We start from the raw sequence: 26,962 nt of genomic DNA, 5'->3' as shown, positions 1-26,962 counted from the left end.
TCTCCCTCACGTTCGATGAGGGGACTCTCAGCAATCAAACGAATGCTGCGCGGCGAAGTCAGCGCAGGGACCGCTGCGCTCGAAGCGCTTCGACGCGTCAACCTTCGTCTGCAACGGCGCCGTGAGCGACAACGCCTTCAAAAGCTTAACCATCAACCGGCGCGTTTGACGCCGGAGTTTGCTCGTCTGTCGCGCGCGCAACTCCTCGAACATTTTCGAGCACGCTCATCGCCAAAGTTTTTTCCTGGTTTTGTTGACACCACCAAAACTGCCGCGTTGCAGAAGGAGTTGTTCCCGCGCGAAACAGATCAACTGCTGGTCGTGGCCAAACGGATAGCTGACGAGCATTGTTGGTCCCTGCTCGGCTTCGGCGAAAAATGTTTCAGCTCGTCAGAGATTAACTGGAACCGCGATCCGCTTTCCGGAGTTGATTGGCCGCTCGACTATCACGCGGACATCAACCTGTTCCGCGGGGACGGTTCGGACGCTCGGGTCCTCTGGGAACTGAATCGGCTGGCGCATCTGATCACGCTGGGCCGGTCGTACGCTGTTTCCAGCGATGAAAATTTTGCGGCTGCGTTCCTGAGACAACTTAGAAGCTGGCGGCAGCAAAATCCCGTTGCCCGCGGAGCCAACTGGAGTTGCGCCATGGAAGTAGCGCTACGGTCGATGAATCTGCTTGCCGCGTTCGCTTTGTTTCTGCCGTCAACACTTGTCGATGAAGATGCGCTGGCAGAGATGCTGATGATCTTCGATCAGCATGGCGCGCACATTCGTCGCAATCTCGAGTACTCGCACATCGCCACCAGCAACCATTACATGTGCGACGTTGCCGGACTGCTTTGGATGGGAATCATGTTGCCCGAATTGCGAGCTGCGCGCGCGTGGCGCGAATTTGGTTTGCGCGAGCTGTTGAATGAAATGGACAAGCAGATTCTGGCCGATGGCGCGGACTCTGAAAGCTCGACCGGTTACCATCGTCTGAAACTCGAACTGCTGCTTTACTCGCTGATTCTGTGCCGCGAAAACGGAATCGAAATCGAGCAGAAGTATTGGCAGAAGCTGAGCGCGATGGCGGATTACATGCGCGCTTACCTGCGACCGGACGGGCGAGCGCCGCTGATCGGCGATTCAGACAGCGGGCAGATCTTACCGATTGTAAAACGGGCGGGCGATGATCATGCGTACCTCGCGGCGATCGCCGACGCGGCGTTGGGTTCGCACGCCTCTGGCATGCAGCGCGCAGGAGGCGCGCGTACCGAAGAACTTCTTTGGATTCTCGGCGAGCAAGGCGGGCGCGACTATGAATCTCTATCTGCCGCGCCGCCGGCAACATCTCAGGCGTTACCGGATGCCGGGATTTACATCCTCCGCGACAATGATCTTTATTTGCTATTCAACGCGAGCGGGTGCGGCTTGAACGGTCGCGGCTCGCACGGTCACAACAACGCGTTGAGCATCGAAGTTTCGGCGTGCGGAACCTCGTTCATCGTCGATCCTGGCTCATACGTTTACACGCACGACTTGCGCGAGCGTCACTTGTTTCGCTCGACCGCGTACCATTCGACGGTTCAAATCGATGGCGTTGAGCAAAACACGACCGACGAAAAGACGCCGTTTGTCATTGGCGACGAAGCCCACCCCCGCGTCTTGAAATGGGAAACGAACGACGAGTTCGATTACCTCATTGCTGAACACGACGGTTATCAGCGACTCTCTCAACCGGTCACGCATCGTCGCTCAATCCGTTTCGACAGGTCGAATCGGTTTTGGCTGATCGAGGACGAGTTCACCGGCGCCGGCAAACATCAGTTCATCACGCGTTTTCACTTCAATGCAGGGCTTGAGCTAAGCGCTTACAATGAATCTGCAATGGTCGCCCAAAACTCGCAGACTGGTGCGCGCCTGTTGGTTCAGGCCCTCGACGTTCAGCGACCGCCGAACTCCGAAGAGCAATGCACTTCGCGTGATTACGGCGAAAAGCAGCGTTCGATGACGGCCAGCTGGGCGGTTGAAGCAGCGGTGCCGCTGAAGTTGCGTTGGCTTTTATTGCCGCTCTGTGCGGGCGAGCACGAGCGGGGACGCCTGGATTCGATTGAAGAACTTTTGAAGTAAACAAATGCAGCCAACGATTCATCTCGCGTTTGTGGATGACTGGGAACTGAGCGGCGACGGGTCCGGCGATCCGCACGAGTTGCAGTTCGCGCCGATGCGCAAGCTTGTCGAGATCTATAACGCCCATGGAATTCGCGGTTCGTTCAATGCCGAGGTCCTGCAACAACTCACCTTTCGAGAGTTTCAAGACGCACATCCAGAGTTGCAGGCGCTGGCCGATGAATGGGACGACTCGATCCGCGAGACGTTTCGTCAGGGTCACGACGTGCAACTGCACATTCATCCGCAGTGGAGCAGCGCCGAGTACATCGATGGCAAGTGGAAGCTGACCGGGGACTGGTCGATTCTTAACTACTCTGCCGAACAAGCGCGCGCATTAATAGAACGCGGCAAACAATATCTCGAAAATCTGCTGCGGCCGGTTGATCCAAATTACGCTTCAGTTTCCTTTCGTTCCGGCTCGTGGTGCATCGCGCCGTCGCCTTTCATGCTTACCCTGCTGGCGGATTTTGGGATCGTGTTCGACATGAGCATCGTCGGAGGCGTGCGCTACCAGACCCGCCGCATCGAACTCGACTACTCAAATTGCGAAGAAGACTTCCTGCCGTACTATCCGGTGATGTCGGACGCGCGCCAGGTCTCTGACAAACCGGAACCGATTGTATGCTTGCCGACGAACCATTTTTATGGCTCGCGTCGCAGCACTTTGCAGCACCATGTCGGAAAGCTGTTCGCAAGATTGAAGAATCGAGCTTCATCTGCAGACGATTCGAAGGCTTCCGCCCGCTCAGTCAAAACGTATGGTCACGAATGGGCGCAGACCAGTCATGATTCGACTTGGCGACGCGTTTACGACAAGGGAATTGTGCCCTACGTGATCGGGCGCCATCTGATTTCGGATCTAGCGCAACTGGATTACTCGCTGATGACCGAGATGCTTGAATCGATTCGCCGCCGGGCGCGGGCCAGCGGCTTAAAAGATGTGCCGGTGATTCTCGAGAATCACACCAAAGACCTGCACGACTTTTCGCACATCGAGCAATTTGTGAGCGATGTGGCGACCGCTGCAGACATTCGTTGCGTAACGCTTACCGAAATTGCCGACGATTTGCAGTCCGGCCGTTTCACGATTAAGACCCGGCAGCCGCAATGAACAAAGAGCTAATTTCGACAGCGGTGTCTCGACGTCTCAATGAAGTACGCGAGCGCGTTAACCGATTTGATCCGGAAACGTTCGGAGACGCAGGCTTCTTCCTGACCTCGATCAAAGAGCTTCTGCTCGATCATCCGACTCGAGTCTCAAGCCTGACTCCTTTTTCATCGCCCGCCGAGTGGGTCGCGGCTGATACCGAGTGTCTCACTTCTTTACGAGTGCTCGCTTTGCATGGAACCAAAACTATGCCGCGGGCCCAGCACCCATCGCTGGATAATTTTTGGGATCAGCTCAGAGTAAGGACCGGCTCGCCCGAAGCTGCGTTCGATCCGTTGGTGGAGAGATATGCGTGGCCGCTGAACTTTTCGTTTCCGCCTGAGGACGCCATTCGTGAGTATGTGCTGATGCGCTTGATGACCGCCGACCGCGCGCGCATCGAAAGCAATTCAGCTGGCGCCGTGAATCCTGATGATTTGTTGCTGAAACTGAATTTGATCAGCGTCCATGCTGCAACTGCGACTGATTTGAGGTTCCTCGATGCGCTGAACTACTATTACGAGTTGCTACCCGTGAACTGGCGCCCCGAATCGCAGCACGGGTGGCTTTTGATTTCCTGGTTCGCACTTTACGCGCGCGCACTTAACTCCTGGTCATAACCTATTCATGCGGATCGGCATACTGGCAAATTCGCTTCCCGCCGCGTTGAAGATCTACGACGAAGCCAGAGGCCTGCCGGGTGCAGAAGTGTTCGTTTTACTCGCGCCGTTGGGCATCGACGGTGGATTGTTTGAACATGTCGCGCGCTTTGTGGCGAAATCAGGGCGGAGGAAATCACTTAAGCTCGTCGGTAAGCGCGCCGTTGTTACCTTTCGCAAGCCGCTGGACGATCGCGAGACCATTTCGCGACTGCAGGAGCTAGAGCTCGACGTTGGCTTGCACAAATCTGGAAGCATCTATTCGAGCGCTACGATTGAATGTTTTCGTCTGGGAATTCTAAACGCGCACATTGGCCTTCTGCCGAAGTATCGTGGACGAAGCGTGATGGAATGGTCGCTCGTGCAAGGCGATCCGACCGGCATTTCAGTTTTCTTTGTTGACGCGGGAATCGATACCGGCGCGCGCATTGTTCTGTCTGAAACAGTGGACGTTTCGCACTGTCAGACGACCGCTGAAGCGAAGCAGTATCTGTTCGATTGCGACGCGCGGCTTTATCGACGCGCGCTCGAAAAGCTTCAGCAGGAAGAAGAGTCGTTTCAAGTCAACGATGGATCCGGCAAACGTTATTACGTGATGTCGAAGTTGTTCCAGGATGTAGCGCAACAGCGCCTTTCAAAATCGGTTCCGAGTTCCGAGTTCCGAGTTTCGAGTTAACTCGGCAAGCTCCAACTCGGAACTCGAAACTCGAAACTTACGATGTGTGGCATCTGCGGAGTCTGGGAATACGGCGCGGCGCGCGGCAATGTCGGGCGCGAGCTACTCGTGTCGATGCGCGACGTGATGACCCACCGCGGGCCGGATGACTCCGGTGAGCTGGTTTTCGACGATGCTCGTGGCGGTTTTGGATTTCGCCGTTTGTCGATCATCGATCTCTCAGAAGCCGGTCATCAACCGATGCGCGCTTGTACGGATCGAGTCTGGCTGGTTTTCAATGGAGAGATTTACAACCACGCGGCGTTGCGCGAGGGATTAGAACAACGCGGTCACACCTACGCGTCGCGCACCGATTCCGAGACGATTCTTCATCTCTACGAAGAGCGCGAGCTCGACTTTGTTCAGGACATCGAAGGTGATTTCGGGATTGCGATTTGGGATGCGGATCGCGAACGGCTGGTGCTGGCGCGCGATCGGGCGGGCGTGAAGCCGCTTTACTTTTACCAGACTGATGGCCGCTTCATCTTCGCGTCTGAAATCAAAGCCATCCTGCAACATCCGGCAGTCACGGCTGAGGTCAACGAAGAAGCCCTCTATCACTATCTCACGCTCCTGACGACGCCCGCGCCCCACACCCTTTTTCGTGGCATTCAGAAAATACCGGCGGGCCACATGCTGGTGGTCGAGCGTAATGGTGAAACGCGCCTGACGCAGTACTGGGACGCGCTGCCTCCTCAGTCGACCGTCGCCGGCGTTTCGGAAGAAGAACATCAACAGAGAATTCTCGAGTTGCTGCGCGACTCGATCAAGAAACGCATGATGGCCGATGTGCCATTCGGCGTCTTTCTTTCCGGTGGCGTGGACTCTTCAGCGAACGTCGCTTTGATGTCTGAGTTGATGACGCAGCCCGTGCGCACTTTTACGGTCGGTTTCCACGACACGGAAGAATTGAACGAGTTGGAAGCTGCGCGCGCGCTCTCGAAACGCTACAACACCGACCATCACGAAGTGATCATCGGCCGTGACGAGATGGAGAAGTTTCTTCCCGAACTCGTCTTTCATCAGGACGAGCCCATCGCCGATCCGGTCTGCGTGCCGCTTTATTACGTTTCCAAACTTGCGCGCGACTCGGGAACAATCGTAGTGCAGGTGGGCGAAGGCTCTGACGAAATCTTCGGCGGCTATGATTGGTTCGGAACGTATTTGCGGATTGAAGAGAGGTTCTGGCGTTATGCCGAGCGGGCGCCTTTGGCGGCGCGTCGGGCGGCGGCCGCGGTGGCGGTTCCCCTCGCGCAGAAGACGTTTAAGAAACAAAAAGCCGGTGAGTTGATCCGGCGTCTCGGGAAGGATCAAGCACTGTTTTGGGGCGGCGTTGGTGTGTTCGACGAAACGACGAAGCCGAAAGTGCTCTCTGCAGAACTGCGCGCGCGTCACAACGGATTATCGACTCACGACGTCGTGCGGCAATACCTGGATCACATCGCGCGCGAACGGCCCGATTCAGATTTCGCGGCCCGAATGACATATCTCGAATTAAAACTGCGCCTGCCGGAGCTTCTGCTGATGAGGGTCGATAAGATCACGATGGCGACATCGGTGGAGGCGCGCGTGCCTTTTCTCGATCATCATTTAATTGAGTACGCGCTGGGCTTGCCACGCGATCTTAAAGTGAAGGGCACGACCGGTAAGCACATTCTCAAGCGCGCACTTGAAGCGATTCTGCCGAAGGACTTGCTTTACAAACCCAAGCGCGGCTTCGGGGCGCCGGCTCGCGAATGGTTTCGCGGACCGCAAGCTGACGAGCTGGTGCAACTGATCATGAGTTCGCGCATGCGAGGCCGAAATTTCTTTGATTACAAATTCGTCGAGCAGCTGGCGGACGAGCATCGGCGCGAACGACAGGACTGGAGCGCGCACCTTTGGGCATTGCTAAATGTGAGTGTTTGGTACGACCGCTGGATTAAATAAGGGCACGCATGCCTCTGGCATGCAGCACGCCGGAGGCGTGCGTACCGACCGACAACTCATGCCTATCCCAACCGAAACCGCCGCCACCGTTCCACTGGACGAGACGCCGGTCATCAGCAGCTTTGTCTCGGGAGTCGTGCTGACGTTCGGCACTCGCCTCCTGATGATGGTCGGGGTGTTCGGCTCGGGCGTTGTTGCGGCGCGCTGGCTCGGTGATGAGGGTTTCGGGACGTACGCGGTGTTGAGCGTGATGGTCGCACTGGCTGTACAAATCGGCAGCGCCGGTCTGCCATCCGCGAACACGTTCTTTCTCGCGCGCGACCGAACCACGCTCGGTCCGATCTTCGCGAATGCGCTCGTTTTCGCGCTCGTGGTTGGAAGCATCATCGCGGTGGGGGTGCTGGGACTTAATTGGGTCAAACCGTCAGTCTTCGGCAAGGTTTCCGCGCAACTGGTTGCCGTCGCAGCAGTCTCAATACCTTTTCAACTGCTGATCCTTCTCGGCTTAAACATATTGCTCGCCATCGATCGCATCCGTCAGTTGAATTTGTTCGACGCGCTGTTGCCGGCCTGGGTGTTCGCGAACGCCGTCGTCGTACTAATCATCCTGCGCGAACGGCTTTTTACTCTCGTCTCTGCGAATACCGGCGCCGCGATTGTCCTGGGCCTGCTGCTGGCTCTGTACATTGGCCGCGAAGTTTCGAAGGGGAAAGCGCGGGTTGACGTTCAACTGCTTAATGCGATGATTCGTTACGGCGTGAAGTTCTACATTTCGATCATGGCCGGCGCAATCATCTTTCGCGCGGACGTGTTAATTGTGAATCGCTTTCGTGGCGCTGCGGAAGCCGGCGTGTATGCCGTCGCTTCGCAATTTTCCTTTTTGTTGCTGATGTTGCCGGGCGTGATCGCGACGCTTTTGTTTCCGCGAGTGGCCGCATCACAGGACGAGCGTGGCGAGTTCGCCGTGCAAGTGACGAGACACACGACTCTCGTGATGCTCTTGATGTGTCTGGCCGCGGCGGCGTTCTCGTTTGTGCTCCCGTTGATCTACGGGCCGCGATTTAGCGATGCGACCATCCAGTTGCTGATCCTTTTGCCCGGAATTTTCTTCGTCGGCCTGGAATCAGTGCTCGTACAACACTTCACCGGCACCGGCTTGCCCGCGATCATTCCGGTGTTCTGGATTGTCACGCTGGCGTTCAATATAGGATTGAATCTCCTGATGGTGCCCGCGTTTGGCGCGCGTGGGGCAGCGGTAACTTCGACTCTGAGCTATGCGCTAATCTTCTTTCTCGTTGCTATCTATTTCAGCATGAAGACCGGTCGCGGGCCGGTGGAGACGTTTGTGCTGCGGACACATGAATTGCGCAAGCAGTGGCACAGACTTCAGTCTGTGATCAAGCGCAATGAAATCACAGACTGAAGTCTGTGCCACTTCGATTGCGATGAAGATAGTCCTCCTAACGCTGAGCGGTGACGCGGCCCGCGCGCATGAAACTTTGAAAAGCCGCTATCCGGACGCGACCATCAACTCAATTTCCAGAGAGCAGTTGGAAAAAGCCGGCTCGGCGCTGCGCATTCGCGTGTTGCGCGGAATGAGTCCGGAAATTTTTGCCGTGGCGACGGAACGTTTGGTTTGGCAGCGCGGACAGGATCAGTTTCTCCTGCTGGGCGCGCTGGCCGGCGCGCGTCGCACGATAATCTTCGACGCGCATTCTGGTTGGCGCGAGGAGTCAAAAAGCCGGGCCATCGCCTCCGCGCCCGTGCGCGTGACGCGCGAAGCAGCATTGAGTAGTGCGGCCATGCGGCGTGCGGCAAAGGAGCTGCGCGCGCTCGAAGCTGCGGTCACGCGCGATAAGCATCGGGAATGGGCGCCCGCTGAGCCCGCGATTAATCCGCAAATGATTTACCTGCGCGCTTCGCCCGGCCCGGGGACGCAAGCGGGGGGCGCCGCCAGTCACATCAATGGATTCGTGAACGCAGCGTTGCAACTCGGGACAAACGTTTCGTTGATCAGCAACGACGAGATAGCCGGGCTCGATCAAACGAGGGTTCCGACGAAAATTATTTGGCCCGAACCGATTGGCTCAACGCGCGCGGCCTTCGACATCTACAACAACCTGCATTTCACCGAGCGCGCCGTCTTGGAGATTCAAAACGAACCACCCGACTTTATCTATCAGCGCTACGCGCGATTCAGTTGGGCCGGCGTCGCGGCCGCTCTGCGCACGCAACGGCCGTTGTTTCTTGAATACAACGGATCCGAGGTTTGGGTCGGACGGCACTGGGATCGCGTGGACAAGCTGGATCTGCTGGCGCGATATGAACGTCTGAACTTAACCGCCGCCGCTCGAATCTTCGTCGTTTCAGAAGTAGAGCGACAAAATCTTTTGCAAGCAGGCATCGAGCCGGAAAAGATCATCGTCAATCCGAACGGTGTTGACGCCGATAAATTCAAACCCGGCATCGGCGGCGACGAAGCCCGGCGCGAATTAGGTCTGACGCCCGATGAAATCGTAGTCGGCTTTATCGGCACATTCGGACCGTGGCACGGCGTTGAAGTTCTCGCCCAAGCGATTACGAACATTCCATTAGATTCGCCGGTGCGGTTTCTTTTAATCGGCAGCGGCGCCTTGCGCGCGCGCGTCGAAGAGATTCTGCGCGAAGCTGGAGCTGCCGATCGTGTCTTGATGCCCGGCGCTGTGGCGCACGATCGCGTGCCGTCGCTGCTTGACGCATGCGATGTCCTGGTGTCGCCCCATGTGCCGCTCGACGCGGGCGCGGAATTCTTTGGCTCGCCGACAAAGCTGTTCGAATACATGGCGATGGGCAAGGGAATTGTCGCCAGCCGCCTGGGACAAATCGGCGAGGTGCTGCAACACGAAGAGACCGCGCTGCTGGTTGAGCCGGGCAATGTAGAGGAACTAACCGGCGCGATCCTGCGGCTGACGACGTCCCCGGAATTGCGTGAAAGTTTGGGCGCGGCGGCGCGTCGCACAGCCGTCGAGCGCCACACCTGGAAGCACAACGCGCAAAGGGTGATAGACGCATACCGCGAGCTTTCAAAGTAAGAGACTTGCTAAGTCGAATCAGCAATCATCCTCGATGTCATTGAAGCAAACTGCTGAGCAAATGCGATTCGGGAACATCGGTGACTGGATCAGCAAAACGCTCCAGCCGAGTGAAATCCCTCGGAGGCGCTTGTTGGTGCTCTGCTTCGTCGTGTTTGCAGTTGCCGTCGGCGTAAGACTGCTTCACTGGCAGAACAATTGGCTGACGATCGATAACCTGATGGACAAAACGGCTGCGCGTTATCAGGAAGAGGCGCAGTTCTTAACTGACCGCGACTTCACTTCATTCGTACGTGGGCACTCTCAGGAACCGGACACGGGCATGCTGATTCACACTCCCGGGTACCCGATTTTTGTCGCGGTCGTTCACGCGGTCTCACGTAATTCAAATGTCGCGCTGCGTTTGGTTCACATCGCGGGTGGCGCCGCGGCGGCCGTTCTGGTGCTGCTCATTGTTCTCGAGCTACTGCCCACCGGCGTGGCGATCCTGGCGGCGTTGTTCGCGGCAGTTTCTCCCCAGTTGTCTTTTTACTCGCTGGTCTTGTTGCCTGACTCGATCATTGGCCTGACGATCCTGCTCGGCATCTATTTGCTGGTCCGCGCCCGTCGCCAGCCGCATCAACTAATGATCATTGGCGCCGGAGTTTGTCTCGGCATCTCTTGCTGGTTGCGCGCCAACGTCCTGGTGCTCGCGCCCTTCCTCTGCCTCTTCATTCCGCTGTTGTTTCCGCGTGACAAGTGGTGGCGGTACGCCGTACTGCTGGTCACGGCCGCCGTGCTCACCATCATGCCAATTACCATTCGCAACGCATTCGTGTTCAAGTCATTCATCCCGCTCACGCTGGGCACCGGTACTAATCTGATGGAAGGAATTGCGGATTACGATCCGGAGAAACTTTTTGCCATGGAGCAGCACGATCACAAGGTCTCGCAACAAGAGGCTGCTCTCTACAATCGTCCGGATTATGCGGAAGACTTATATCGTCCTGACGGGATTCTCCGAGAACGTCTGCGCGTGGGGCGGGTATGGGCCGTCATCAGAGGTAACAAGATTTGGTTCATGGGAGTGATGGCGCGAAGGGCCGGGAAGATGTTGACCTATGAGCCGGTCGCCATCATCGCCGTTGAGCCGTCTATCACTAACTCACCGAACACGAGCAGCGCGGAATTGGCGTGGCGGGGGTCACCGTTTGATTTGGCTGCCAGTAACGACGACGCTGCTCGAAAACAGGCGTCGCGGTTCGGTCAAACTTTGCGGATTACTGGCGACGCTCAACAAAACATTTTTTCACTGGCGACGATCAGCGTTCAGCCGCAATCGGACTATCTTCTCGCGGTGCCGGTGCGACCAGTCGAAGGCCGAATGACGATAAACGTGACTCGGATCGACAATGGAAAGACCGTCGCCTCGGCGACCGTTCCCGATTCATTAGATCCGAGCGCGCCGAAGGACGGTGAGTTCACGGTTCTGAGCCTGCCTTTCGTTAATCCCGACGCGGACCAATTGAAAATCGTAGTGGCCGGCGGTGAACACCACTCGAGTCGCAGCGTGATCGAGACGGGGCCAATAGACCTGTACCGTTTAGGTCCGTCGTCGTACCTATGGACAAAATATCCACGGGTACCGGTGAAGGCCCTGCAAAAGTTTTTCACGACAGGTTGGATGTTGCCGCTCGCTTTGTTCGGGGTCGTCCTATTAGCGCTCGCGCGGCGGTTTGACGCTCTGGCGATCGCTTGTGCCGTGCCGTTGTATTTCCTGCTCACGCATGCGCCGCTGCATTTGGAACTAAGATACATTCTGCCGATTCATTACTTTTGGGCAATGCTGGTCGCGACGTCGCTTTATCTCATTTCGATTACCGCGGGGCGTCTGTTCCTCGGCGCGAAGCGGGCATTGAAACCCCGAAGAATTAATTAAAGCAAAATGGCTGTGGCTGACGAAAAGCAAAAAGCGCGCGAGCAATGGTCTGCCGATCCGGCCGGCGCGGTTTACGGTCGGGAATATGAATTCGCCACGCGGGAGTTTTTTGATGAGGTCGAGCGTCACCGTTACCAGGATTACGCGCCGTGGATGCCGCACGTCATGGGCTTCAAGGATTTCTCCGGCCAGCGTTTGTTAGAAGTCGGCTGTGGCATGGGGACGGATCTTTTGCAGTTTGCACGTGGCGGCGCGCGCGTGACCGGTGTCGATCTCACGCCGCGTTCCATCGAAACCTCGCGCCGTCATCTTGAGCTGTACGGTCTCAGCGGTGACTTCGCGCTCACGGACGCCGAGAAGCTGCCCTTCGCCGACGAGAGTTTCGACGTAGCGTATTCCAACGGCGTGCTGCATCACACGCCCGACACGGCTGAAGCCGTTCGCGAGATTCATCGAGTGCTGCGTCCGGGCGGTTTGGCCCGGGTGATGCTGTACCATCGCAATTCATGGAACTATTGGTTTGAGATCGTTCTGCATCGCGGCTTGTTGCGCGCGCAGTTGTTGCGCGGCCAAACGGCGGAAGAGATCATGAGCCGTTATGTTGAAGTCAACGAAGGCGAAGGCCGGCCGCTGGTGAAGGCTTACACGCGACGGCAGGCGCGCGAGCTGTTTTCGATGTTTCGCGAAGTAAAGACCGAGGTGCAGCAGTTGACGCGCGGAGACTTCTATTTTCCTGGACGACTCTTACCGCAAAGCATGCTGCGCGCGCTGGGCCGCGGCGTTGGTTGGAATGTGATTATCTCTGCGCGAAAGTAATTTGGAGTGCGCCCGCCTGGCGGCGCTTTCGTTTCATTGTCTTTTCACCGCAGTAACAAAGTTTTCTCACACAGCGATCCAGAGCGCCGTCGTTCCCGACGCGTCGGGACTCTGCCGGCGCACTCCAAAAGACGTCTTTTCGCACTACTCCTGATAGTCGCGCTCTCATTCACCGTGCGTGCGCTGACGGCGAATTTCATACGCGCCCACTTGAACGATGCGTCGTGGTTTCAGTTTGGCTCTTATGCGGTCTTTGATCGGCAGGCACAAGACATTGTCGATCGAAAGCAGCCTGCCTTCTGGATTGCCGATGCCGCGCGAACCGATCGGATCGTTTACCCGCCGGGATATCCGCTGTGGCTTGCAGTGATTTACAAATTAACCGGCAACCGATCGCCGGTCGCCGTGCAGTATGTGCAGATGGCGCTCGACTCGCTCGCGGTGCTGCTGGTGGTTGGCATTGGCGTCAGCGCGTTTGGGTGGCCGGTTGGTCTGATGGCGGGTGGCCTGGCGGCGCTGTCGCCCTTGCTCGCCTTTTCCGGCGCGACACCGAACGCGGACTCGCCCACTAGTTGGTTGGTGCTGGGCGGGGCCTGGTGTTTGATCCTTGCCGCCAAAACGAAATCAATTCGCTGGGCGATAGCATCCGGCGCGTTCCTCGGCCTCGCATGTTGGCTGCGACTGAATCCGCTGTTTCTGTTTTTGCCGTGGGCGGCCGTTCTGGCTTGGGTGTTTCGCGACGTGTGGCGGAAACGGCTGGTAGTGGGCGCGGCAGTCGCTCTCGCTACTTTACTGGTTATCTCACCCGTGGTTATCCGTAACGTCGTGATTTTCTATCCACAGATTGCGCCGACGGGCCTTGGCTTCGGTTGGAACTTGTGGGCCGGTATTGGCGAGACTAGCCGTGGACCCGAATTCGGCGCGCCCTGTTGCGACGCCGAGATGATTGAGCAGGACCGGAGCAACATGAAACTTCCGTCCGGCGCAGAGATTGGTTTGTATTTCCCGGACGGCATTCGGCGCGACCGCGAACGTGGACGGAAAGCTTTGCGCGTTATCGCTTCGCATCCGCTGTGGTTTTCGGGCGTCGTGCTGCGACGCATCGGCGCGCATCTGAAATTGTTCGGCAAGCCGGCGCCGCACGTCGGTACTGCGGGCATTAACGTGACTGCTGAGAAGACCCTTTCACCGGCGCGACAAGGCGGGGCGATCGCGTTTCTAGTAAAGGTACTCGGTATGATTCAGAGCGTCGTGCGGACGATCATTGTGCCGCTGACGCTCGTGGGGATGTTGATCGCGGGGCGCAAAAATTGGCGCATGACGGTGCTGCTCATGGTGACGGTCGCTTATTATTTGTTCACCCTGGGAATTGGTCACTCGGAAATTCGTTACGGGCTGCCGATGCAGGCGCTGCTCTTGGTCTTTGCGGCCGTGGCTCTCGACGCATTGGCTCGTTTCGTGCGCAAGAGTTGGCTTGCTCGCGCCGAGTGAACGATTACCTGTCACGCCGGGCTTCGCCGCGGAAACCACTTCTGGGCTAACATTCAGGTCAGATGTCCACGAACGCTGAAACGGTTAAGGGAACGCTGCCGCGCGAAATGATGCAGCACACCTACGCGATCCTCTATGAGCTTGAGGAGTCGCATTGGTGGCATATCGGCAGGCGGCGCATCATCGGAAGTTTCGTGAAGGAGATTTGCGCGCAAGTCTCTGACCGCCATCCGCGCATCCTCGACGTTGGTTGCGGCACCGGCGGCAATCTCAAACTGCTTTCGCAGTTTGGGAATGCTGAAGGGGTTGATATTTCCGCAGACGCACTCGCCTTTTGCCGGGAACGCGGCTTGGAAGTGAAGGCGGGCGCGGCGGAAGATCTCCCTTACGAAGACGCGACGTTCGATTTGGTGACGGCACTGGATGTGGTTGAGCATCTCGACGACGACGTTGCCGGATTGAGCGAAATGCGCCGCGTCTTGCGTCCGGGCGGGCGGATTCTGATTTTCGTGCCCACGTTCATGTGGCTATGGGGAGTGCAGGATGACATCAGCCATCATCGCCGTCGTTATCGCCTCCCGGAGTTGCGGCGCGCGATGATCGAGGCAGGATTTGAAGTCGAACGAACCACGTACGCGAACATCACTTTTCTGCCGCCGACGTTTCTGGGTCGCGTGTTCATGCGCTGGACGGGAATCAAACCCGAGAGCGAAAGCCACATCAACATCGCCGCACTCAATCCGCTATTCGCGCGCCTCCTGGGCGCCGAGGCGACACTCCTGCGCTTCATGAATTTTCCCGTCGGAGTTTCCGGCCTGTGCGTCGCACGCGTTGTCAGTAGCCCGCCCGTGATAGAGGACGTAAACCCCAGCCGCCAATGAAGAGAACTCTCCTGGATTACCTCGCCTGTCCGGCGTGCGGCGGCGACATAAATCTCGCCACAGTCTCAGCGGAAGAAGGCATTGAGATCTTATCCGGCGAACTTCAGTGTGCCGCGTGCGCGAAGAGTTTTCCGGTGGTGCGGGGCGTTCCTCGCTTTGCCGAGCTGCCCGACGTCGAAGAAGAGAAGCGGGCCACGGCCGACAGTTTCGGCTGGTCGTGGCAACAGTTTTCGCACGATGACGAGAAATACGAACAACAACTTCTCGATTGGATCGCACCCGTGCGTCCGGAGTTCGTGGCCGGGAAAATCGTGCTCGAAGGCGGATGCGGGAAAGGTCGTCACACGCAACGCATGGCGCGCTGGGGGGCTAAGGACGTTGTTGCAGTCGATTTGAGCGCCGCTGTGGAAGTCGCTTTCGCCGCCACGCAAGGGCTCGCGAACGCGCACGTGATTCAGGCCGACATTTATCATCTGCCGCTGCAGCGCGTCTTCGACTACGCTTTCTCAGTCGGCGTCCTCCATCACCTGCCCAATCCGCGCGAGGGTTTCAAGTCGCTCGTCTCGCGACTCAAACCCGGCGGGCATGCCTCAGCATGGGTCTATGGCGCCGAAAACAACGAATGGATTGTTCGCTTTGTGAATCCCGTGCGGAGCATAACGTCGCGAATGAGCCGGAGGCTCTTGTATCACCTGGCCAAGATTCCCGCGGCGATCATGTATTCGACGACTAAAGTAATTTACCGGCCGCTCAACCGTGGCCCTCGCGGCGCACAGCTCGCGCAGCATCTGTTCTACAACGACTACCTGAATTACATTTCGCAGTTCAATTGGCGCGACCAGCATTTGATCGTCTTCGATCACTTGGTGGCGCCCACCGCGTTCTACATTTCCCGCGAAGAGTTTGAAGAGTGGTGGCGCGACATCCGTGCTACCGGTGTCGTCATCGACTGGCACAATCGAAACAGCTGGCGCGGGTTTGGAAGGCTGCCTGAGTAACCAGCCGGGGCGCAGACTTCGTCGCACAGACTTCAGTCTGTGATTCCCAACGTAGCAACACAGACCAAAGTCTAGGCTACTTCTGAAGCAGGACCGTGAGATCCGAAGACTCGTTACCGGCGGTAATGATGTCGAGCTTGCCGTCGCCGTTGAAATCGGCGGTGGCTAATTTCGGATTTAGGCCCGCCTGGTACGGAGAGCCTGCCGCAAGGGTGTACCCGCCGCTCTCAGTACTGAGCAAAACTATCAAGGAATCGCGTCCGATAAGATTGACGATCACTTCGGTCCGCGCATCTCCCATCAAGTCGGCGGCAAGAATTGCGTAACCACGCCGCCCAAGATCAAACGGCGAGCCGCGCGCGGGGGTAAACCCTCCGCGGCCATCACCTAACAGAGTGGTCATGAGGTTGATGTCGTCATGCGTCGTCATTAAGTCCGCGTGGCTGTCTCCGTTTACGTCTCCGATGGCGGCGTAGAAGGGACGGCCGGCGACTGAGATAGGTGAATTCGGCGCGTTCCTGAACTCGCCGCGTCCATTTCCTACTAAGACGCTCACACTATTGCCTCCCACGTTCGGTGCGACAATGTCGAGGTTGCCATCCTTGTTCACGTCGCCTACGGCGTGCGGGTATGGCGCGCGCCCAACCGCAAACGGAGAACCGGCCGCAGGCGCAAAGCTGCCTCGGCCATTGCCTAACAAAACTGAAACACTGTTGTCGTCCTGATTGGAGGTGGTGATATCCAGGTTTCTGTCGGAGTTTAGATCGCTCAAAGTGAGTCCATGGTTGTGGGCCTTGTCGCCTGGATGGGCGATGAAGGGCGAGCCGGGGGCGGCGGAGAATCTGCCGTTGCCGGCGCCCAAAAAGATCTGCACCCCGAGGCTGTCATGATGTGTCAGCGCGATGTCCAGGTTTCGATCATTGTTCACATCGCCGAGGTCGATGAGATGTGCCGCTGCCTTAATCGGCGAACCGGGCGCCGGGACAAAGCTGCCGCGCCCGTCATTCAGTAAAACCTTGACGGTATCGTCGTCGTTGCACGTCACAACATCGATCCTGCCATCTTTGTTCAGATCACCGACCGCCAGGTCACTGGGGCGACTGCCAAGGTTAAGCGGGAAACCGGGAGCGATCGTAAAGAGAGAATTCTGGGCGGCGTTTTGCCGGGTTTGAGCCTGACAACTCGAAGTCAGGATCAAGCTTACACATAAACACAAAGCTGGAAACAGTTTGCTCATAAGATCTCTCCCGACAGCCGATGTGTCATGTACTTATGCCTCAGGCATGCTTTTACGCCGGAGGCGTGCGTACCTGAAAGTCTGTGCCACAATAAGCCGTATTGTAGTATCGCGAGCGTCGAGCCCGAAATGATTTCCGGAGCATCAATAATCTGTTTTGGTGGCGAGGATTGGTGGTATCACCATCCGCACTCGAAGAACCATCTGATGCGCCGGTTCGCGCGCGCCGGCAACAAAGTCATCTTCGTCAATTCGATTTCGATGGGCCTGGCGCCCATGAAAAGCGGCGAGCTGTTACCGCGCATTACGCGCAAGCTGAAGAGCTATGCGAAGCTCGCGCGGACGACCGAAGAGGGAATCACCGTTGTCTCGCCCGCGGTCGTGCCTTTCTTCGGCAGCGCGGCGGCCACCGCGACGAATCGTCGTCTGCTGACGGCGCAGATCACCTCTCTCGCTAAGCGGCGCGGCCTGACAAAGCCAATTCTGTGGATCGCGATTCCGACGGCGGTCGAAGTTGTCGGCCGCATGGACGAATCGCTCGTCATCTATCACGTTTCCGACAAGTACGACGCCAACACAATGGATCATGCGACTGACCCGGCATTCATTCGTAAGTTGCACGAGCGCGCGATCGAAGCCGCGGATCTGGTGTTCTATTCAAGCCGAAAGCTGCGGGACGAAGCAACCAGCGGGCGCGAGAAATCTCACCTTCTCGAACAGGCCGTGGACTTCGATCACTGGTCGAGGATTGGCAACGGTGATTTGAAGATCGCGGAAGCCGTCGCGCACATTCCGCAGCCGCGCATCGGCTATTTCGGCGCGATCGAACCCTGGCTCATCGATCAGGAACTAATCAAGCTAGCGTCTCGCGAACGTTCCGGATGGAACTGGATCTTCATCGGCAACAAATCTCGCGGCCTGGAGATCGAAGACCTGCCGAATGTTCATTTTCTGCCGCCGGTAACTTACGACGAGCTGCCGCGTTACGCCGCCGGCTTTGATGTGTGCGTGTTGCCGTGGAACACGGAAGTGCCGTTCACGAGTTACGGCTCCGCGATTAAGGTCCGCGAATATCTCGCCTCGGGAAAACCCGTGGTGATTTCTCCTTTGCCCGAGTACGAATCCATGAGTGAGGTCTTGCGCATCGGCCGCAGCCGCGAGCAGTTTCTCGAGTTGGTGGATGAAGCGCTGCGCGAGCAGGGAACGGAACTAGCGCAACGGCGTCAGTCTGCCGTGCGCGCCGGTACCTGGGATGCGCGGGCTGAATGGGCCAGTGATTTGATTGAGCAGGCCCTTCGGTCCACAATCCCCTCTGCCTCTGGAAGAGGGCCGGGGTGAGGGTGCGAAGCTTACCGCGAACCTCTCAAGATTACTTCCTCGCGAGGCTACGCCTCGCGAAGGTGTAAAAGGGTAAACGGGCGCGCTAAGCCCTCACCCTAACCCTCTCCCAAACGGAGAGGGAACTCACCTTGCGATAGGCAAACCGCACTACCCAGCCAATCGCAACCGCCGCAAACGCAAACAGAGAGTAATTTACCGCCAGCACGTATCGGTACTCCGTATGAAATGCCGACTGGACGGTGAAGTAGTACACCGGCACAACGGCAAGAACGATTAGCGCCGCGGTTCGCTTGCGAAAGATCGTGAGGCCGACGCCGATGAGCGCCAGCGGCAGGAAAACGGCGGTTACGAATACCCGCTGGAGAAGATGAAGAAGCAGGCGTGGATAACGGGTCCACAGATAGCGCGCGGGACCGAGTTCATAAAGGTTCATCGCATCGACATGGACGATGGGCGGCGCATTCGAAGCCTCATTGCTGAAATCAACCCGCGCTGACGCGGCCATCGAAGCGAAGGGTAGCCGAATTGTTTGGACGGGCTGCTCAGCAGGCTGCTTTACCTCGAGCGGCTCGAGAACATCAGAAACGGTATCGTTTACTGAGACTCTCATGCGACCCTGAGGGATTCGGAAAGAAAGTTCGAGCAAATAATCGGTGTTTTCTTTCAGAGGCACACGTTCGCACAAGAATTGGTCGCCGTACTTAGAAGCATCGCCTAACAAGATAAGTGACTCTGCGTTAGCAGGGTCGAATGTGAATTTCGCTTGTGGCGACTCAGCGCTGCAACGTCGCATGAGAGTCGTGGTGTCGTCCACCAGCCGGGACGAATTGGCGGTGTCCGGCGAATGCGTGACTGCCGGTGAACTCGAAAGGAGTCGCGTCCTTTCCAGACGCGTCATTGACGCCGCCCGGCGCACCATCACGCTCGCAAACCAGACCGGATTGGACGCAATCACGCCGGCGCCGCGCTTCATCCGGGCCCGCTCGCGTTGAACTCCGTCAGGATTGAATAACGTGCCGTAGTATTCGGGCCGCTGATGAACTTCAGCTTCCTGCTTCATGATGCCCATGTCAGTGTTCGGAATTCCGAAGCGATTATTCGTGTCGTAATCCGCGATGCCTTCAAGCAGCGTTTGCCCGGCGCCGAGCGAGACCGGGATGAAGTGACGGGTCGCTATCGCATTACGAATCGTCAGCGGCAGAACAATCAGCAGCGTGCCGGCAATGACCGCCAGCGAATATCGCCAATGCTTCTTGCCGTGTAGGAGCAACACGGCGACGGCGATAAACCCAGTCAACAACATGGCATTAGCTCGCAGCCAACAGGAGAGACCCACGAGGGCGCCCATCATGACGAACGCAGTCAATCTCGGCTTCTCACGGCTTCGCGCCAGCAAAAACACTGCCAGCAGAATCGGAAAGGTCGCGAGTGAATCCGGCAATAGCAGCACGGAATTCCAAACAAGCTGTGGCGAGAGCGCCGCGAAGAGGCCGGCAATTGTCGCGGGCGCGAGCGAAAACAATTCGAAGACGATTAGAAAGAGCAGCACGGCAGCGAGGCTGTCAAAAACAATCTGGGTGAACTGAATCGCGGCGTTCGAGCTACCGAAAATTGCACGCACCAATGCGATTAGAATCGAGTAACCTGGCGGGTGGCCGAGATTATTCAAATCCGCCAACGATGAAGACGAGCTAAAGAAGCCGCGTAGACCTTCCTGTCGCAAAAGTTCGGCAACACGCTGATAATCACCTACGACTGAGCTCTGTACTTTTCCGACTTCAAAACGAGTATCATGCCAGGTAAGTGAACGCACGCTGAAGGCCAGGAGGAAGATCGCGATCCCAACGAGAACGTATGCTCGGAGTGAGCGTGAGCGGCCTGGAGCGTTTAGAGGGGGGCTACCGCCCGCCAATTCTTTTTGCATAGGCTAACGGCGGGCAGTAGCCCGCCTCTAAACTGGACGCAGGATATTATTCGCTAACCGATTCGACAACTCATGTGCGGAATCGCCGGCCTGATTGACGCAAATCCTGAAGCGCGTATTGGCGCGATGCTGAAAGCTATCGAGCATCGCGGGCGCGATGACGAAGGTGTGTGGACTTCGTCAGCGATCAATGACGAGGGGCAACGCGTCTGCTTCGGCCATCGCCGCCTGTCGATCATCGATACCAGCAGCGCCGGCCATCAGCCAATGCTCTCGCACGACGGCCGCTTCGTCGTGATCCTGAATGGCGAAATCTACAACTATCGCGAACTCCGCACTGAACTCACCGCTAAAGGCCATCAATTTCGAACCCACACCGACACAGAAGTTCTGCTCGCCGCCTGGGCAGAATGGGGGGAAAAGTCTTTCGATCGGTTGAACGGAATGTTCGCCTTCGCGCTCTGGGACAACAAAGAGCGGGCGCTGTTCCTCGTGCGCGATCGCGTCGGCATCAAACCCCTTTACTACTTTTGCGGCCAGGATGCCCGCGCACTCGGATCGCTCGCCTTCGCCTCAGAAATCAAATCGATTCTCGCGAGCAGCCTGATCAAGCCTGAACTCGATCACGAATCATTGCATCAGTTCCTTACGTTTCTTTGGGCGCCCGATCCCAACACTCTCTTCAAAGACATTAAGACCGTGCCGCCGGGACATTTCGTGAAAGTGCAGAACGGAAACGCGACTGTTCATGAATGGTGGGACATTTCGTTCGATGAGATTGAAGAGGGAAAAGACGACGCGTGGTGGCAGGAACGCGTGCTCGAAACGCTTCATCGCGTCGTAAAGCTCGAAATGGTCGCCGATGTGCCGCTGGGCTCGTTTCTTTCGGGCGGTGTCGATTCGTCGTCGATCGTCGCGATGATGAAGCAGCACAGCAACGGCCGGCAGGTGGGCACCTATGCTATTGGCATCGAAGCTGAAGACCTGCGTTACGACATCATTCCCGACGACGTAAAGTGGGCGCGCCGCGTAAATCAACAACTCGCGACCGACTATCACGAGATCATGTTGACGCCTGAAGTCGCCCAGCTGCTGCCGATGCTGGTGCGCCACATGGACGAGCCCGCCATCGACATGGCGATTCCGAGTTATCTCATTAGCCGCGCCGCCCGCGAATCGATGCGCGTGATGCTGTCCGGCATGGGCGGTGATGAGGTCTTTGCCGGCTATCCGCGGCAGATGGCGATGAAACTCGCCGGCGCGTTCGATCCGGTGCCGCAGCTTCTGCGACGGCCGTTGATGAAAACAGTTGCCGCGGTTCTGCCGGGCGGCATGCCGGGCCGGCTGACTGCACCTCTGCGCAACGCGAAGAAATTTGCGCGCAGCGCGGCGCTGGAGTTTCAAGACCGCTACCTTGGCTTCGAAACTTACTTCACCGACAAAGCGAAGGCCCGGTTGTACACGGATGACGTCCGCGACTCGACACGTGGCGTCGATGCTTATGCTGCGCACCGGCGCTACTTTGCGAAAGCTGAAAACGCCGCCGCGCTGAATCAATTGTTGTATGTCGATTTGAAGACGTTTCTGCCGTGTCTGAACCTGATGACAACGGACAAGACTTCGATGGCTGCGAATCTCGAAGTGCGCGTGCCGTTTTTGAATGTCGAGATGCTCGAACTCGCGGCGCGCATGCCTACCAGTCTGAAACTGCGGGGACTCAAACGAAAGTACATTTTGAAGAAGGCCGCGGAAACGCTGTTGCCGCGTGAAGTTGTGTGGCGAAAGAAAGCCGGCTTTGGCGCACCGATTCGTTCCTGGCTGCGCGGGCCTTTGCAGCCGATGGTGGAAGAGCTTCTGTCTGAAGACGCTGTCCGGCGACGAGGTTTGTTTAAGACGAAAGAAGTGAGGCGAATTATAGATTTGAATTTGTCCGGGCGGGAAGACTACAACCTTCAGGTCTTCCAGCTACTGAACCTGGAGCTGTGGCATCGGGAGTTTATTGACCAGGTGCTAACGTGATGACGTCAGTACCGGGAGCGGTAGCGACCGGGTGAAAGTACGCTCCTCGTAATTCCTAAAAAACCTTGAGACCCGGTCGCTACCGCTCCCGGTACTGACTAGACCTCAACCGGCAAACCGGTCCGCAGCGATTCCCTAATTCGAAATGTCGCGCGCGTCGTGGTCGCCAGGTCCTGGATTGAGATCGGCGCGGGCTTTCCCTCGAGAACCACCGCCATCACTGCCTTGATTTCGTCGCGCTGGCCCTTGTCCTGCTCGCGCAGCTTCCTCGTCTTTTCGCGTCCGTTTTCGTAAGCGGTGGCACTGCGAAAATCATCGATCACGAAAGACCTTCCGCCGCCGAAAATTTCGATACGTTCCTTCGCGAGTGCTTTGTCTCCTTCAGCCAGGTAAGCGATCGAAGCGTTCGAGCCGTCTGCCAGTCGCAGCGTGATGAAAACCGAATCCTCGTCCGTCGTTTCCCCGTTGCGACCGGCGGTCGATTCAGCAAACACACGCGTGGTGAGCGAGCCGGTCAGGAAATGGACAAAGTCAACGAAGTGGCAAACTTCACCGATGATGCGTCCGCCTTCCTGTGGATCCTGCACCCAATGATTTGGCGAAAAGCGGCCGGCATTCACGCGATAATTTATTGAAAGCGGAGTCTGCCGGCCTTTGAAAAAGTCCAGGGCGGCTTGCGCGAGCGGGGAAAAGCGACGATTGAAACCGACCATTAACTCGCCCCCTGACGTGGCCGCTGCCAGGACACTGTTCAATTCATCTTCGGTGACTGCGAGCGGCTTTTCCACGAACACGTGTTTGCCGGCCTCCAAAGAGCGCCGCGCCAGGTCTCCGTGCGACGCCGGCCGCGTGGCGATGACAATCAGATTGGCGTCCGCATCACTAACTACTTCATCCGCGCCCGAAGCGCAGAAGCTAAATCCGTATTGCTCGCCGACAGCGCGGGCGGTAACGCCGGACGCAGTGGCGACTGACTGAAATTCAGCGCCGAAAGTCTTGAAGTTCGGCAGCAGCATCGACTTGGCGTAATCGCCGGCCCCAATCAAACCAAGGCGAACGGTCTTCGCGGGAGCATTTGCCGTTTTCGTTGGCAACGCGACGCGAGACTCAACCGGCCGATCTGTGTCGTATTGCAAAAGCACGCCGAGGTAAGGCTGATCGCCCGTGAGTAATTCGTACGCACGCTCTCCTTCGTCGATCTTGAAGCGATGAGTGATGAGCGGCTCGACATCGACGCGACCATTCGCGACCATATCGAGAAAGGACTCGATATTTCGCCCTTCGGTCCACCGAACGTAGCCGATCGGATAGTCGTGCCCGCGCTCTTCGTATTCGCGATCGTAACGGCCGGGGCCATAGGACATCGAAATCTTAAATGTCAGCTCGCGATCATAGTAAGGCTTTCGAGGAAGGTTTAAGCCAACCGCGCCGACCACGATCACGCGACCTTGCGCGCGCGAGATTTCGCCGGCGAGTTCCACCGGTTCATTCGATGAGGTTCCTGCGGTGATCAGAACCGCATCGGCGCCCCGCCCACGCGACCATTCGAGAACGCGTTGCTTCGCACCCACGTTCGGCGGACAGCCGTCTTCGGCCCCGAAACGCTTCGCGAGTTGTATCTTCTTTTCATCGAGATCAATTCCGAACACGCGGCAGCCATTCGCGTTCAGCAGTTGAACTGCCAGTTGGCCGATCAAACCCAACCCAATCACGACCGCAGATTCACCGAGTGTCGGTTCAGCTAAACGCACGCCCTGCAGCGCGATTGCGCCGACCGTGCCGAACGCGGCCGCATCGAAAGTCACTGCGTCGGGCAGCCGCACGCAGAGGTTCTTTGGTACGGCCAGCACTTCCGCATGAGATGCGTAACCGACACCTGCGCACGCCACGCGATCGCCGACGCGAAACCCGGTCGTATCGTCGCCGACGTCAACAACTATCCCCGCGGCGCTGTATCCGAGCGCGCTCAACGACCCAAGCTTCGATCGGACGGCATCGAACGTAGCGACTACGCCTTCGTTGCGCGCCTTGTCGATCACCTTCTTAACGAGCGCCGGCTGTTCGATCGCACGCCCGACCAGGCCTTTCTGTCCGGCTTCGACGGTTGACCGCTCCGTACCCGCGCTAATTAACGATGCGGCTGAGCGCACGAGGACATAGCCGGGACGCGCGACCGGCGTCGGAACTTCGGTCACCGCGACCGCCCCCGTCTTAACGTTCTGGAGAATCTGTTTCATTCAAGGTTTCGCAGTGCCTTTTACTGGCCAAGGGTCGGCTGAGACTATCCCTGATTGAGTTTGCCCAAGTCAATTCAGCACGGATTTAGCGTCGCTGCGCACGGCTCAAATCAAAGTTTTCAGCCAGATAGATTGACAATCGGCCACATCTTTTGTTAGTTATGCTCCGCGATTTCGCAGTACTAATCAACGAATGCGGTTTTGTAAGCTGGATCGCTCGCGGCGCTGACCGCTTGGGCAGCCACGAACGCGGGAAAAAGTTCGTCAGCTCTCATCGATTTTCGAATTCGCACTCAGAATCTAATTTCACAGGAGAACTAAAACATGTCGCAAAACTGGACTCCGCCACCACCGTCAGCCGGCGGTTCGGCCACCGTTCCAAACTATCTTGTGCCGGCGATCATTTCGATTTTCTGTTGCTGGCCGCTGGCTATTCCGGCGATTATTTTCGCTACTCAGGTTAACGGCAAAGTGGCGGCCGGCGACATTGCCGGCGCGCAGGAAGCTTCGAAAAAGGCGAAGATGTTCGCCTTTATCGCCATCGGCCTGGGCCTGCTCGGCATTTTGATTTACGTCATCATGCTGGTGCTGGGTGTGGGTCTCAGCGCGATGAACGCCTAATGCGTCTTACCTGCTGAGCTGATTTGCAGGACGCCATTACCGCGATGCGGCGGCAGGGTTTTGCCGTGGCGTTAACTAACCAGCGTCGTTTGCGGAATCGAGGAATCCCTTGAGTCAACTCGAGGGGTTCCTCATGTTTTTCGGTGATCTAAGATGGCTCTGTATTGCACCAAGTGTGGCTCGGCGAATGATGATTACGCGCAGACGTGTGCGCACTGTCAGGCGCCACTGCCGCAGATTGGTGGCTATCAACCGATTCAACCGCCGCCCGCTTACGGAGGAGTGCCCGACTGGAGACAACAGGGCGCCGACAAGAAAATCGTGGCCGGTTTGCTCGGGGTTCTGGCCGGAGGCTTCGGGATACACAAATTCATCCTCGGCTACACCACCGAAGGGATCATTCAAATCGTAATTACTTTCGTCACCTGCGGCATCGGCAGCATCATTGGACTGATTGAAGGCATCATTTACCTCACCAAGTCAGACGAGGACTTCGTCCGCACCTACATTCAGAACAAGAAGGGCTGGTTCTAACTTTCGAAATTAGTTGTGCGGATTTAGTTCCGCAGCGGCTTAAGCTTTAGAATAGTCGCTGCGGTTTTTTGATCATGAAGGGTTTTTATTTCGTTCCCGTCGCGGCCGACCGCGGACGCCAAATGATGATCGCGGGCGGTGTCTGGCTCGGTCTCGCCGCGATCTCCGTTTTTCTCTTCTTCTTCAATCCGGCGAGTCCGGCAAATCAGTTCTTTCCAAAGTGCCCCTTTCGATTGGTAACCGGCTTGCAGTGTCCGGGCTGCGGATCGACACGCGCGTGCCATCACTTGCTCCATCTCGATCTAATCGCCGCATTTAAGCTGAACCCGCTCATGGTGCTAACGCTGCCGTTCATCATCTACGGGTTGTTGGGTTACACCAAGAGCGTGCTCACGGGTCAACCGCAGCGACGCCTTTTCATTCCGCCGCTTTACCTCTGGGCCTGGCTGGTTGTAATGATCCTCTTCTGGATCTTTCGCAACACGCCCTGGTATCCGTTTGTGTCGTAATGTTCAGAAGCCAACGTTCGCTTAACCCACTTTTATTTCGCAGCGCGCTAGTTTTGCTGGTGGCGTTGGCCCTGGGTTGCGCCACTCAATTCGGCCGTCGGGCAGTTAACGGCGCAGCGTCTCCGCCAGCCACACCGACGCCGACTCCGGCGGCGACTCCTCAGAAACAAGCAGACAAGATCGATCGGCCCACCAGCGAGCCTTACACCGGCAGTCTGTCCCAATTCGAAGATCCGAAGCGCGACGAAAAACTCCAACCGGATCGCGTGATGGATGTTTTGGGAATCAAGGAAGGCTCAAGCGTCGCAGACATCGGCGCGGGCTCTGGCTGGTTCACCGTTCGCGCCGCCCGGCGCGTCGGAAACAATGGAGCAGTTTACGCAGTCGAAATTAATTCCGAATACCTGAAGCACATCGAGGACCGCGCGAAGCGCGAAAACCTGCCGAACATCCGGACGATTCTCGGCAAAGAAGATGACCCTCTGCTGAGCGCGAACAGCGTCGATGCCGTGCTGTTATTGAAGACGTATCACGAAGTGGCGCAGCCCGTTCGCTTGTTAATCAAGGTCCGCCAAGCAATGCGCGCCGGAGGTTTGCTCGGCATCATCGATCGGAACGACGAGCCTGACGACCACGGTATTGAAAAGGCAACAGTGATCGAGGAAGCCGGCCGCGCCGGTTTCGTGCTCGTTGGAGAGCATGACTTCGTCAAGGCCGACAACGTCGATTATTTTTTGGTTTTTCGCGTGAAGTAACGC

General features: G+C 57.3%; 21 protein-coding genes. 18 read left to right on the top strand and 3 right to left on the bottom strand.

Going from position 1 to position 26,962, the window contains the following annotated elements:
- Positions 1-15: 15 nt before the first annotated feature.
- The 12 genes from VFX97_13385 (at position 16) to VFX97_13330 (ending at position 15,782) form a co-directional block, all read left to right on the top strand.
- Positions 16-2,115: an alginate lyase family protein gene (locus VFX97_13385; GenBank protein ID HEX5704190.1), complete on the top strand. Its 2,100-nt coding sequence runs from the start codon at positions 16-18 to the stop codon at positions 2,113-2,115.
- Between the two features lie 4 nt (positions 2,116-2,119).
- Positions 2,120-3,268, top strand: a complete 1,149-nt coding sequence (locus VFX97_13380; protein ID HEX5704189.1) for a hypothetical protein — start codon at positions 2,120-2,122, stop codon at positions 3,266-3,268.
- Positions 3,265-3,924: a hypothetical protein gene (locus tag VFX97_13375; protein HEX5704188.1), complete on the top strand. Its 660-nt coding sequence runs from the start codon at positions 3,265-3,267 to the stop codon at positions 3,922-3,924. Before VFX97_13380 ends, VFX97_13375 begins: the two co-directional genes overlap by 4 nt.
- 7 nt (positions 3,925-3,931) lie before the next feature.
- Positions 3,932-4,639, top strand: a complete 708-nt coding sequence (locus VFX97_13370; GenBank protein ID HEX5704187.1) for a formyltransferase family protein — start codon at positions 3,932-3,934, stop codon at positions 4,637-4,639.
- 42 nt (positions 4,640-4,681) lie between these two features.
- Positions 4,682-6,607, top strand: a complete 1,926-nt coding sequence (gene asnB / locus VFX97_13365; protein HEX5704186.1) for an asparagine synthase (glutamine-hydrolyzing) — start codon at positions 4,682-4,684, stop codon at positions 6,605-6,607.
- Positions 6,608-6,665: 58 nt separating this feature from the next.
- On the top strand, positions 6,666-8,030 hold the full coding sequence (locus VFX97_13360; GenBank protein HEX5704185.1) for an oligosaccharide flippase family protein: 1,365 nt from the start codon (positions 6,666-6,668) through the stop codon (positions 8,028-8,030).
- 22 nt (positions 8,031-8,052) lie between these two features.
- On the top strand, positions 8,053-9,678 hold the full coding sequence (locus VFX97_13355; protein HEX5704184.1) for a glycosyltransferase family 4 protein: 1,626 nt from the start codon (positions 8,053-8,055) through the stop codon (positions 9,676-9,678).
- 136 nt (positions 9,679-9,814) lie between these two features.
- Entirely contained in the window at positions 9,815-11,596 is a 1,782-nt protein-coding gene (locus tag VFX97_13350) for a glycosyltransferase family 39 protein (protein HEX5704183.1), read from the top strand.
- Positions 11,597-11,602: 6 nt separating this feature from the next.
- Positions 11,603-12,412: a class I SAM-dependent methyltransferase gene (locus VFX97_13345; protein ID HEX5704182.1), complete on the top strand. Its 810-nt coding sequence runs from the start codon at positions 11,603-11,605 to the stop codon at positions 12,410-12,412.
- 174 nt (positions 12,413-12,586) lie between these two features.
- Complete coding sequence (locus VFX97_13340) at positions 12,587-13,903, top strand: glycosyltransferase family 39 protein (protein HEX5704181.1); 1,317 nt, start codon at positions 12,587-12,589, stop codon at positions 13,901-13,903.
- A gap of 62 nt (positions 13,904-13,965) precedes the next feature.
- Positions 13,966-14,784, top strand: coding sequence for a class I SAM-dependent methyltransferase (locus tag VFX97_13335; GenBank protein HEX5704180.1), 819 nt, complete (start codon positions 13,966-13,968; stop codon positions 14,782-14,784).
- A complete protein-coding gene (locus tag VFX97_13330) occupies positions 14,781-15,782 on the top strand; it encodes a methyltransferase domain-containing protein (protein ID HEX5704179.1) in 1,002 nt (333 codons plus the stop codon). Before VFX97_13335 ends, VFX97_13330 begins: the two co-directional genes overlap by 4 nt.
- A gap of 76 nt (positions 15,783-15,858) precedes the next feature.
- Here the strand turns inward: VFX97_13330 and VFX97_13325 are convergent, their stop codons facing one another.
- Positions 15,859-17,019, bottom strand: coding sequence for a VCBS repeat-containing protein (locus tag VFX97_13325; protein HEX5704178.1), 1,161 nt, complete (start codon positions 17,017-17,019; stop codon positions 15,859-15,861).
- 129 nt (positions 17,020-17,148) lie between these two features.
- On the opposite strand from VFX97_13325, the gene VFX97_13320 reads away from it, so the two are divergent.
- Complete coding sequence (locus VFX97_13320; protein HEX5704177.1) at positions 17,149-18,357, top strand: glycosyltransferase; 1,209 nt, start codon at positions 17,149-17,151, stop codon at positions 18,355-18,357.
- Between the two features lie 85 nt (positions 18,358-18,442).
- On the opposite strand, the gene VFX97_13315 is transcribed toward VFX97_13320, so the two are convergent.
- Positions 18,443-20,173, bottom strand: a complete 1,731-nt coding sequence (locus tag VFX97_13315; GenBank protein ID HEX5704176.1) for a glycosyltransferase family 39 protein — start codon at positions 20,171-20,173, stop codon at positions 18,443-18,445.
- 183 nt (positions 20,174-20,356) lie between these two features.
- On the opposite strand from VFX97_13315, the gene asnB (VFX97_13310) reads away from it, so the two are divergent.
- The gene (gene asnB, locus VFX97_13310) at positions 20,357-22,303 is read left to right on the top strand and encodes an asparagine synthase (glutamine-hydrolyzing) (protein HEX5704175.1); all 1,947 of its coding nucleotides are present in this window, start codon (positions 20,357-20,359) and stop codon (positions 22,301-22,303) included.
- A gap of 98 nt (positions 22,304-22,401) precedes the next feature.
- Here asnB (VFX97_13310) and VFX97_13305 read toward each other — a convergent pair whose 3' ends face one another.
- Positions 22,402-24,540, bottom strand: coding sequence for a bi-domain-containing oxidoreductase (locus tag VFX97_13305; GenBank protein ID HEX5704174.1), 2,139 nt, complete (start codon positions 24,538-24,540; stop codon positions 22,402-22,404).
- 324 nt (positions 24,541-24,864) lie between these two features.
- Between VFX97_13305 and VFX97_13300 the strand changes: the two genes are divergently transcribed.
- From VFX97_13300 to VFX97_13285, 4 genes are all read left to right on the top strand, one after another.
- A complete protein-coding gene (locus VFX97_13300; GenBank protein ID HEX5704173.1) occupies positions 24,865-25,161 on the top strand; it encodes a CD225/dispanin family protein in 297 nt (98 codons plus the stop codon).
- A 153-nt stretch (positions 25,162-25,314) separates the two neighbouring features.
- The gene (locus VFX97_13295) at positions 25,315-25,695 is read left to right on the top strand and encodes a TM2 domain-containing protein (protein HEX5704172.1); all 381 of its coding nucleotides are present in this window, start codon (positions 25,315-25,317) and stop codon (positions 25,693-25,695) included.
- 74 nt (positions 25,696-25,769) lie between these two features.
- Positions 25,770-26,204: a DUF2752 domain-containing protein gene (locus tag VFX97_13290; GenBank protein ID HEX5704171.1), complete on the top strand. Its 435-nt coding sequence runs from the start codon at positions 25,770-25,772 to the stop codon at positions 26,202-26,204.
- Positions 26,204-26,959 (top strand): methyltransferase domain-containing protein, encoded by a 756-nt coding sequence (locus tag VFX97_13285; GenBank protein HEX5704170.1) that lies wholly within the window; start codon positions 26,204-26,206, stop codon positions 26,957-26,959. Before VFX97_13290 ends, VFX97_13285 begins: the two co-directional genes overlap by 1 nt.
- Positions 26,960-26,962: the final 3 nt, after the last annotated feature.

The sequence above is a fragment of the Pyrinomonadaceae bacterium genome (genome assembly GCA_036277115.1).
GTDB lineage: Bacteria > Acidobacteriota > Blastocatellia > Pyrinomonadales > Pyrinomonadaceae > UBA11740.
Note: the sequence above shows the minus strand (reverse complement) of the source record. Positions and strands in the feature narration are given on the sequence as shown.

What these genes read in the sequence shown, in the direction of transcription:
- VFX97_13360 (HEX5704185.1), top strand. Translation starts at nt 6,666, where the DNA reads ATGCCTATCCCAACCGAAACCGCCGCCACCGTTCCACTGGACGAGACG.
- VFX97_13305 (HEX5704174.1), bottom strand. Translation starts at nt 24,540, where the DNA reads ATGAAACAGATTCTCCAGAACGTTAAGACGGGGGCGGTCGCGGTGACC.
- VFX97_13285 (HEX5704170.1), top strand. Translation starts at nt 26,204, where the DNA reads ATGTTCAGAAGCCAACGTTCGCTTAACCCACTTTTATTTCGCAGCGCG.
- VFX97_13320 (HEX5704177.1), top strand. Translation starts at nt 17,149, where the DNA reads ATGATTTCCGGAGCATCAATAATCTGTTTTGGTGGCGAGGATTGGTGG.
- VFX97_13295 (HEX5704172.1), top strand. Translation starts at nt 25,315, where the DNA reads ATGGCTCTGTATTGCACCAAGTGTGGCTCGGCGAATGATGATTACGCG.
- VFX97_13375 (HEX5704188.1), top strand. Translation starts at nt 3,265, where the DNA reads ATGAACAAAGAGCTAATTTCGACAGCGGTGTCTCGACGTCTCAATGAA.
- VFX97_13300 (HEX5704173.1), top strand. Translation starts at nt 24,865, where the DNA reads ATGTCGCAAAACTGGACTCCGCCACCACCGTCAGCCGGCGGTTCGGCC.
- asnB (HEX5704175.1), top strand. Translation starts at nt 20,357, where the DNA reads ATGTGCGGAATCGCCGGCCTGATTGACGCAAATCCTGAAGCGCGTATT.
- VFX97_13370 (HEX5704187.1), top strand. Translation starts at nt 3,932, where the DNA reads ATGCGGATCGGCATACTGGCAAATTCGCTTCCCGCCGCGTTGAAGATC.
- VFX97_13335 (HEX5704180.1), top strand. Translation starts at nt 13,966, where the DNA reads ATGTCCACGAACGCTGAAACGGTTAAGGGAACGCTGCCGCGCGAAATG.
- VFX97_13325 (HEX5704178.1), bottom strand. Translation starts at nt 17,019, where the DNA reads ATGAGCAAACTGTTTCCAGCTTTGTGTTTATGTGTAAGCTTGATCCTG.
- VFX97_13380 (HEX5704189.1), top strand. Translation starts at nt 2,120, where the DNA reads ATGCAGCCAACGATTCATCTCGCGTTTGTGGATGACTGGGAACTGAGC.
- VFX97_13330 (HEX5704179.1), top strand. Translation starts at nt 14,781, where the DNA reads ATGAAGAGAACTCTCCTGGATTACCTCGCCTGTCCGGCGTGCGGCGGC.
- VFX97_13355 (HEX5704184.1), top strand. Translation starts at nt 8,053, where the DNA reads ATGAAGATAGTCCTCCTAACGCTGAGCGGTGACGCGGCCCGCGCGCAT.
- VFX97_13345 (HEX5704182.1), top strand. Translation starts at nt 11,603, where the DNA reads ATGGCTGTGGCTGACGAAAAGCAAAAAGCGCGCGAGCAATGGTCTGCC.
- VFX97_13290 (HEX5704171.1), top strand. Translation starts at nt 25,770, where the DNA reads ATGAAGGGTTTTTATTTCGTTCCCGTCGCGGCCGACCGCGGACGCCAA.
- asnB (HEX5704186.1), top strand. Translation starts at nt 4,682, where the DNA reads ATGTGTGGCATCTGCGGAGTCTGGGAATACGGCGCGGCGCGCGGCAAT.
- VFX97_13385 (HEX5704190.1), top strand. Translation starts at nt 16, where the DNA reads ATGAGGGGACTCTCAGCAATCAAACGAATGCTGCGCGGCGAAGTCAGC.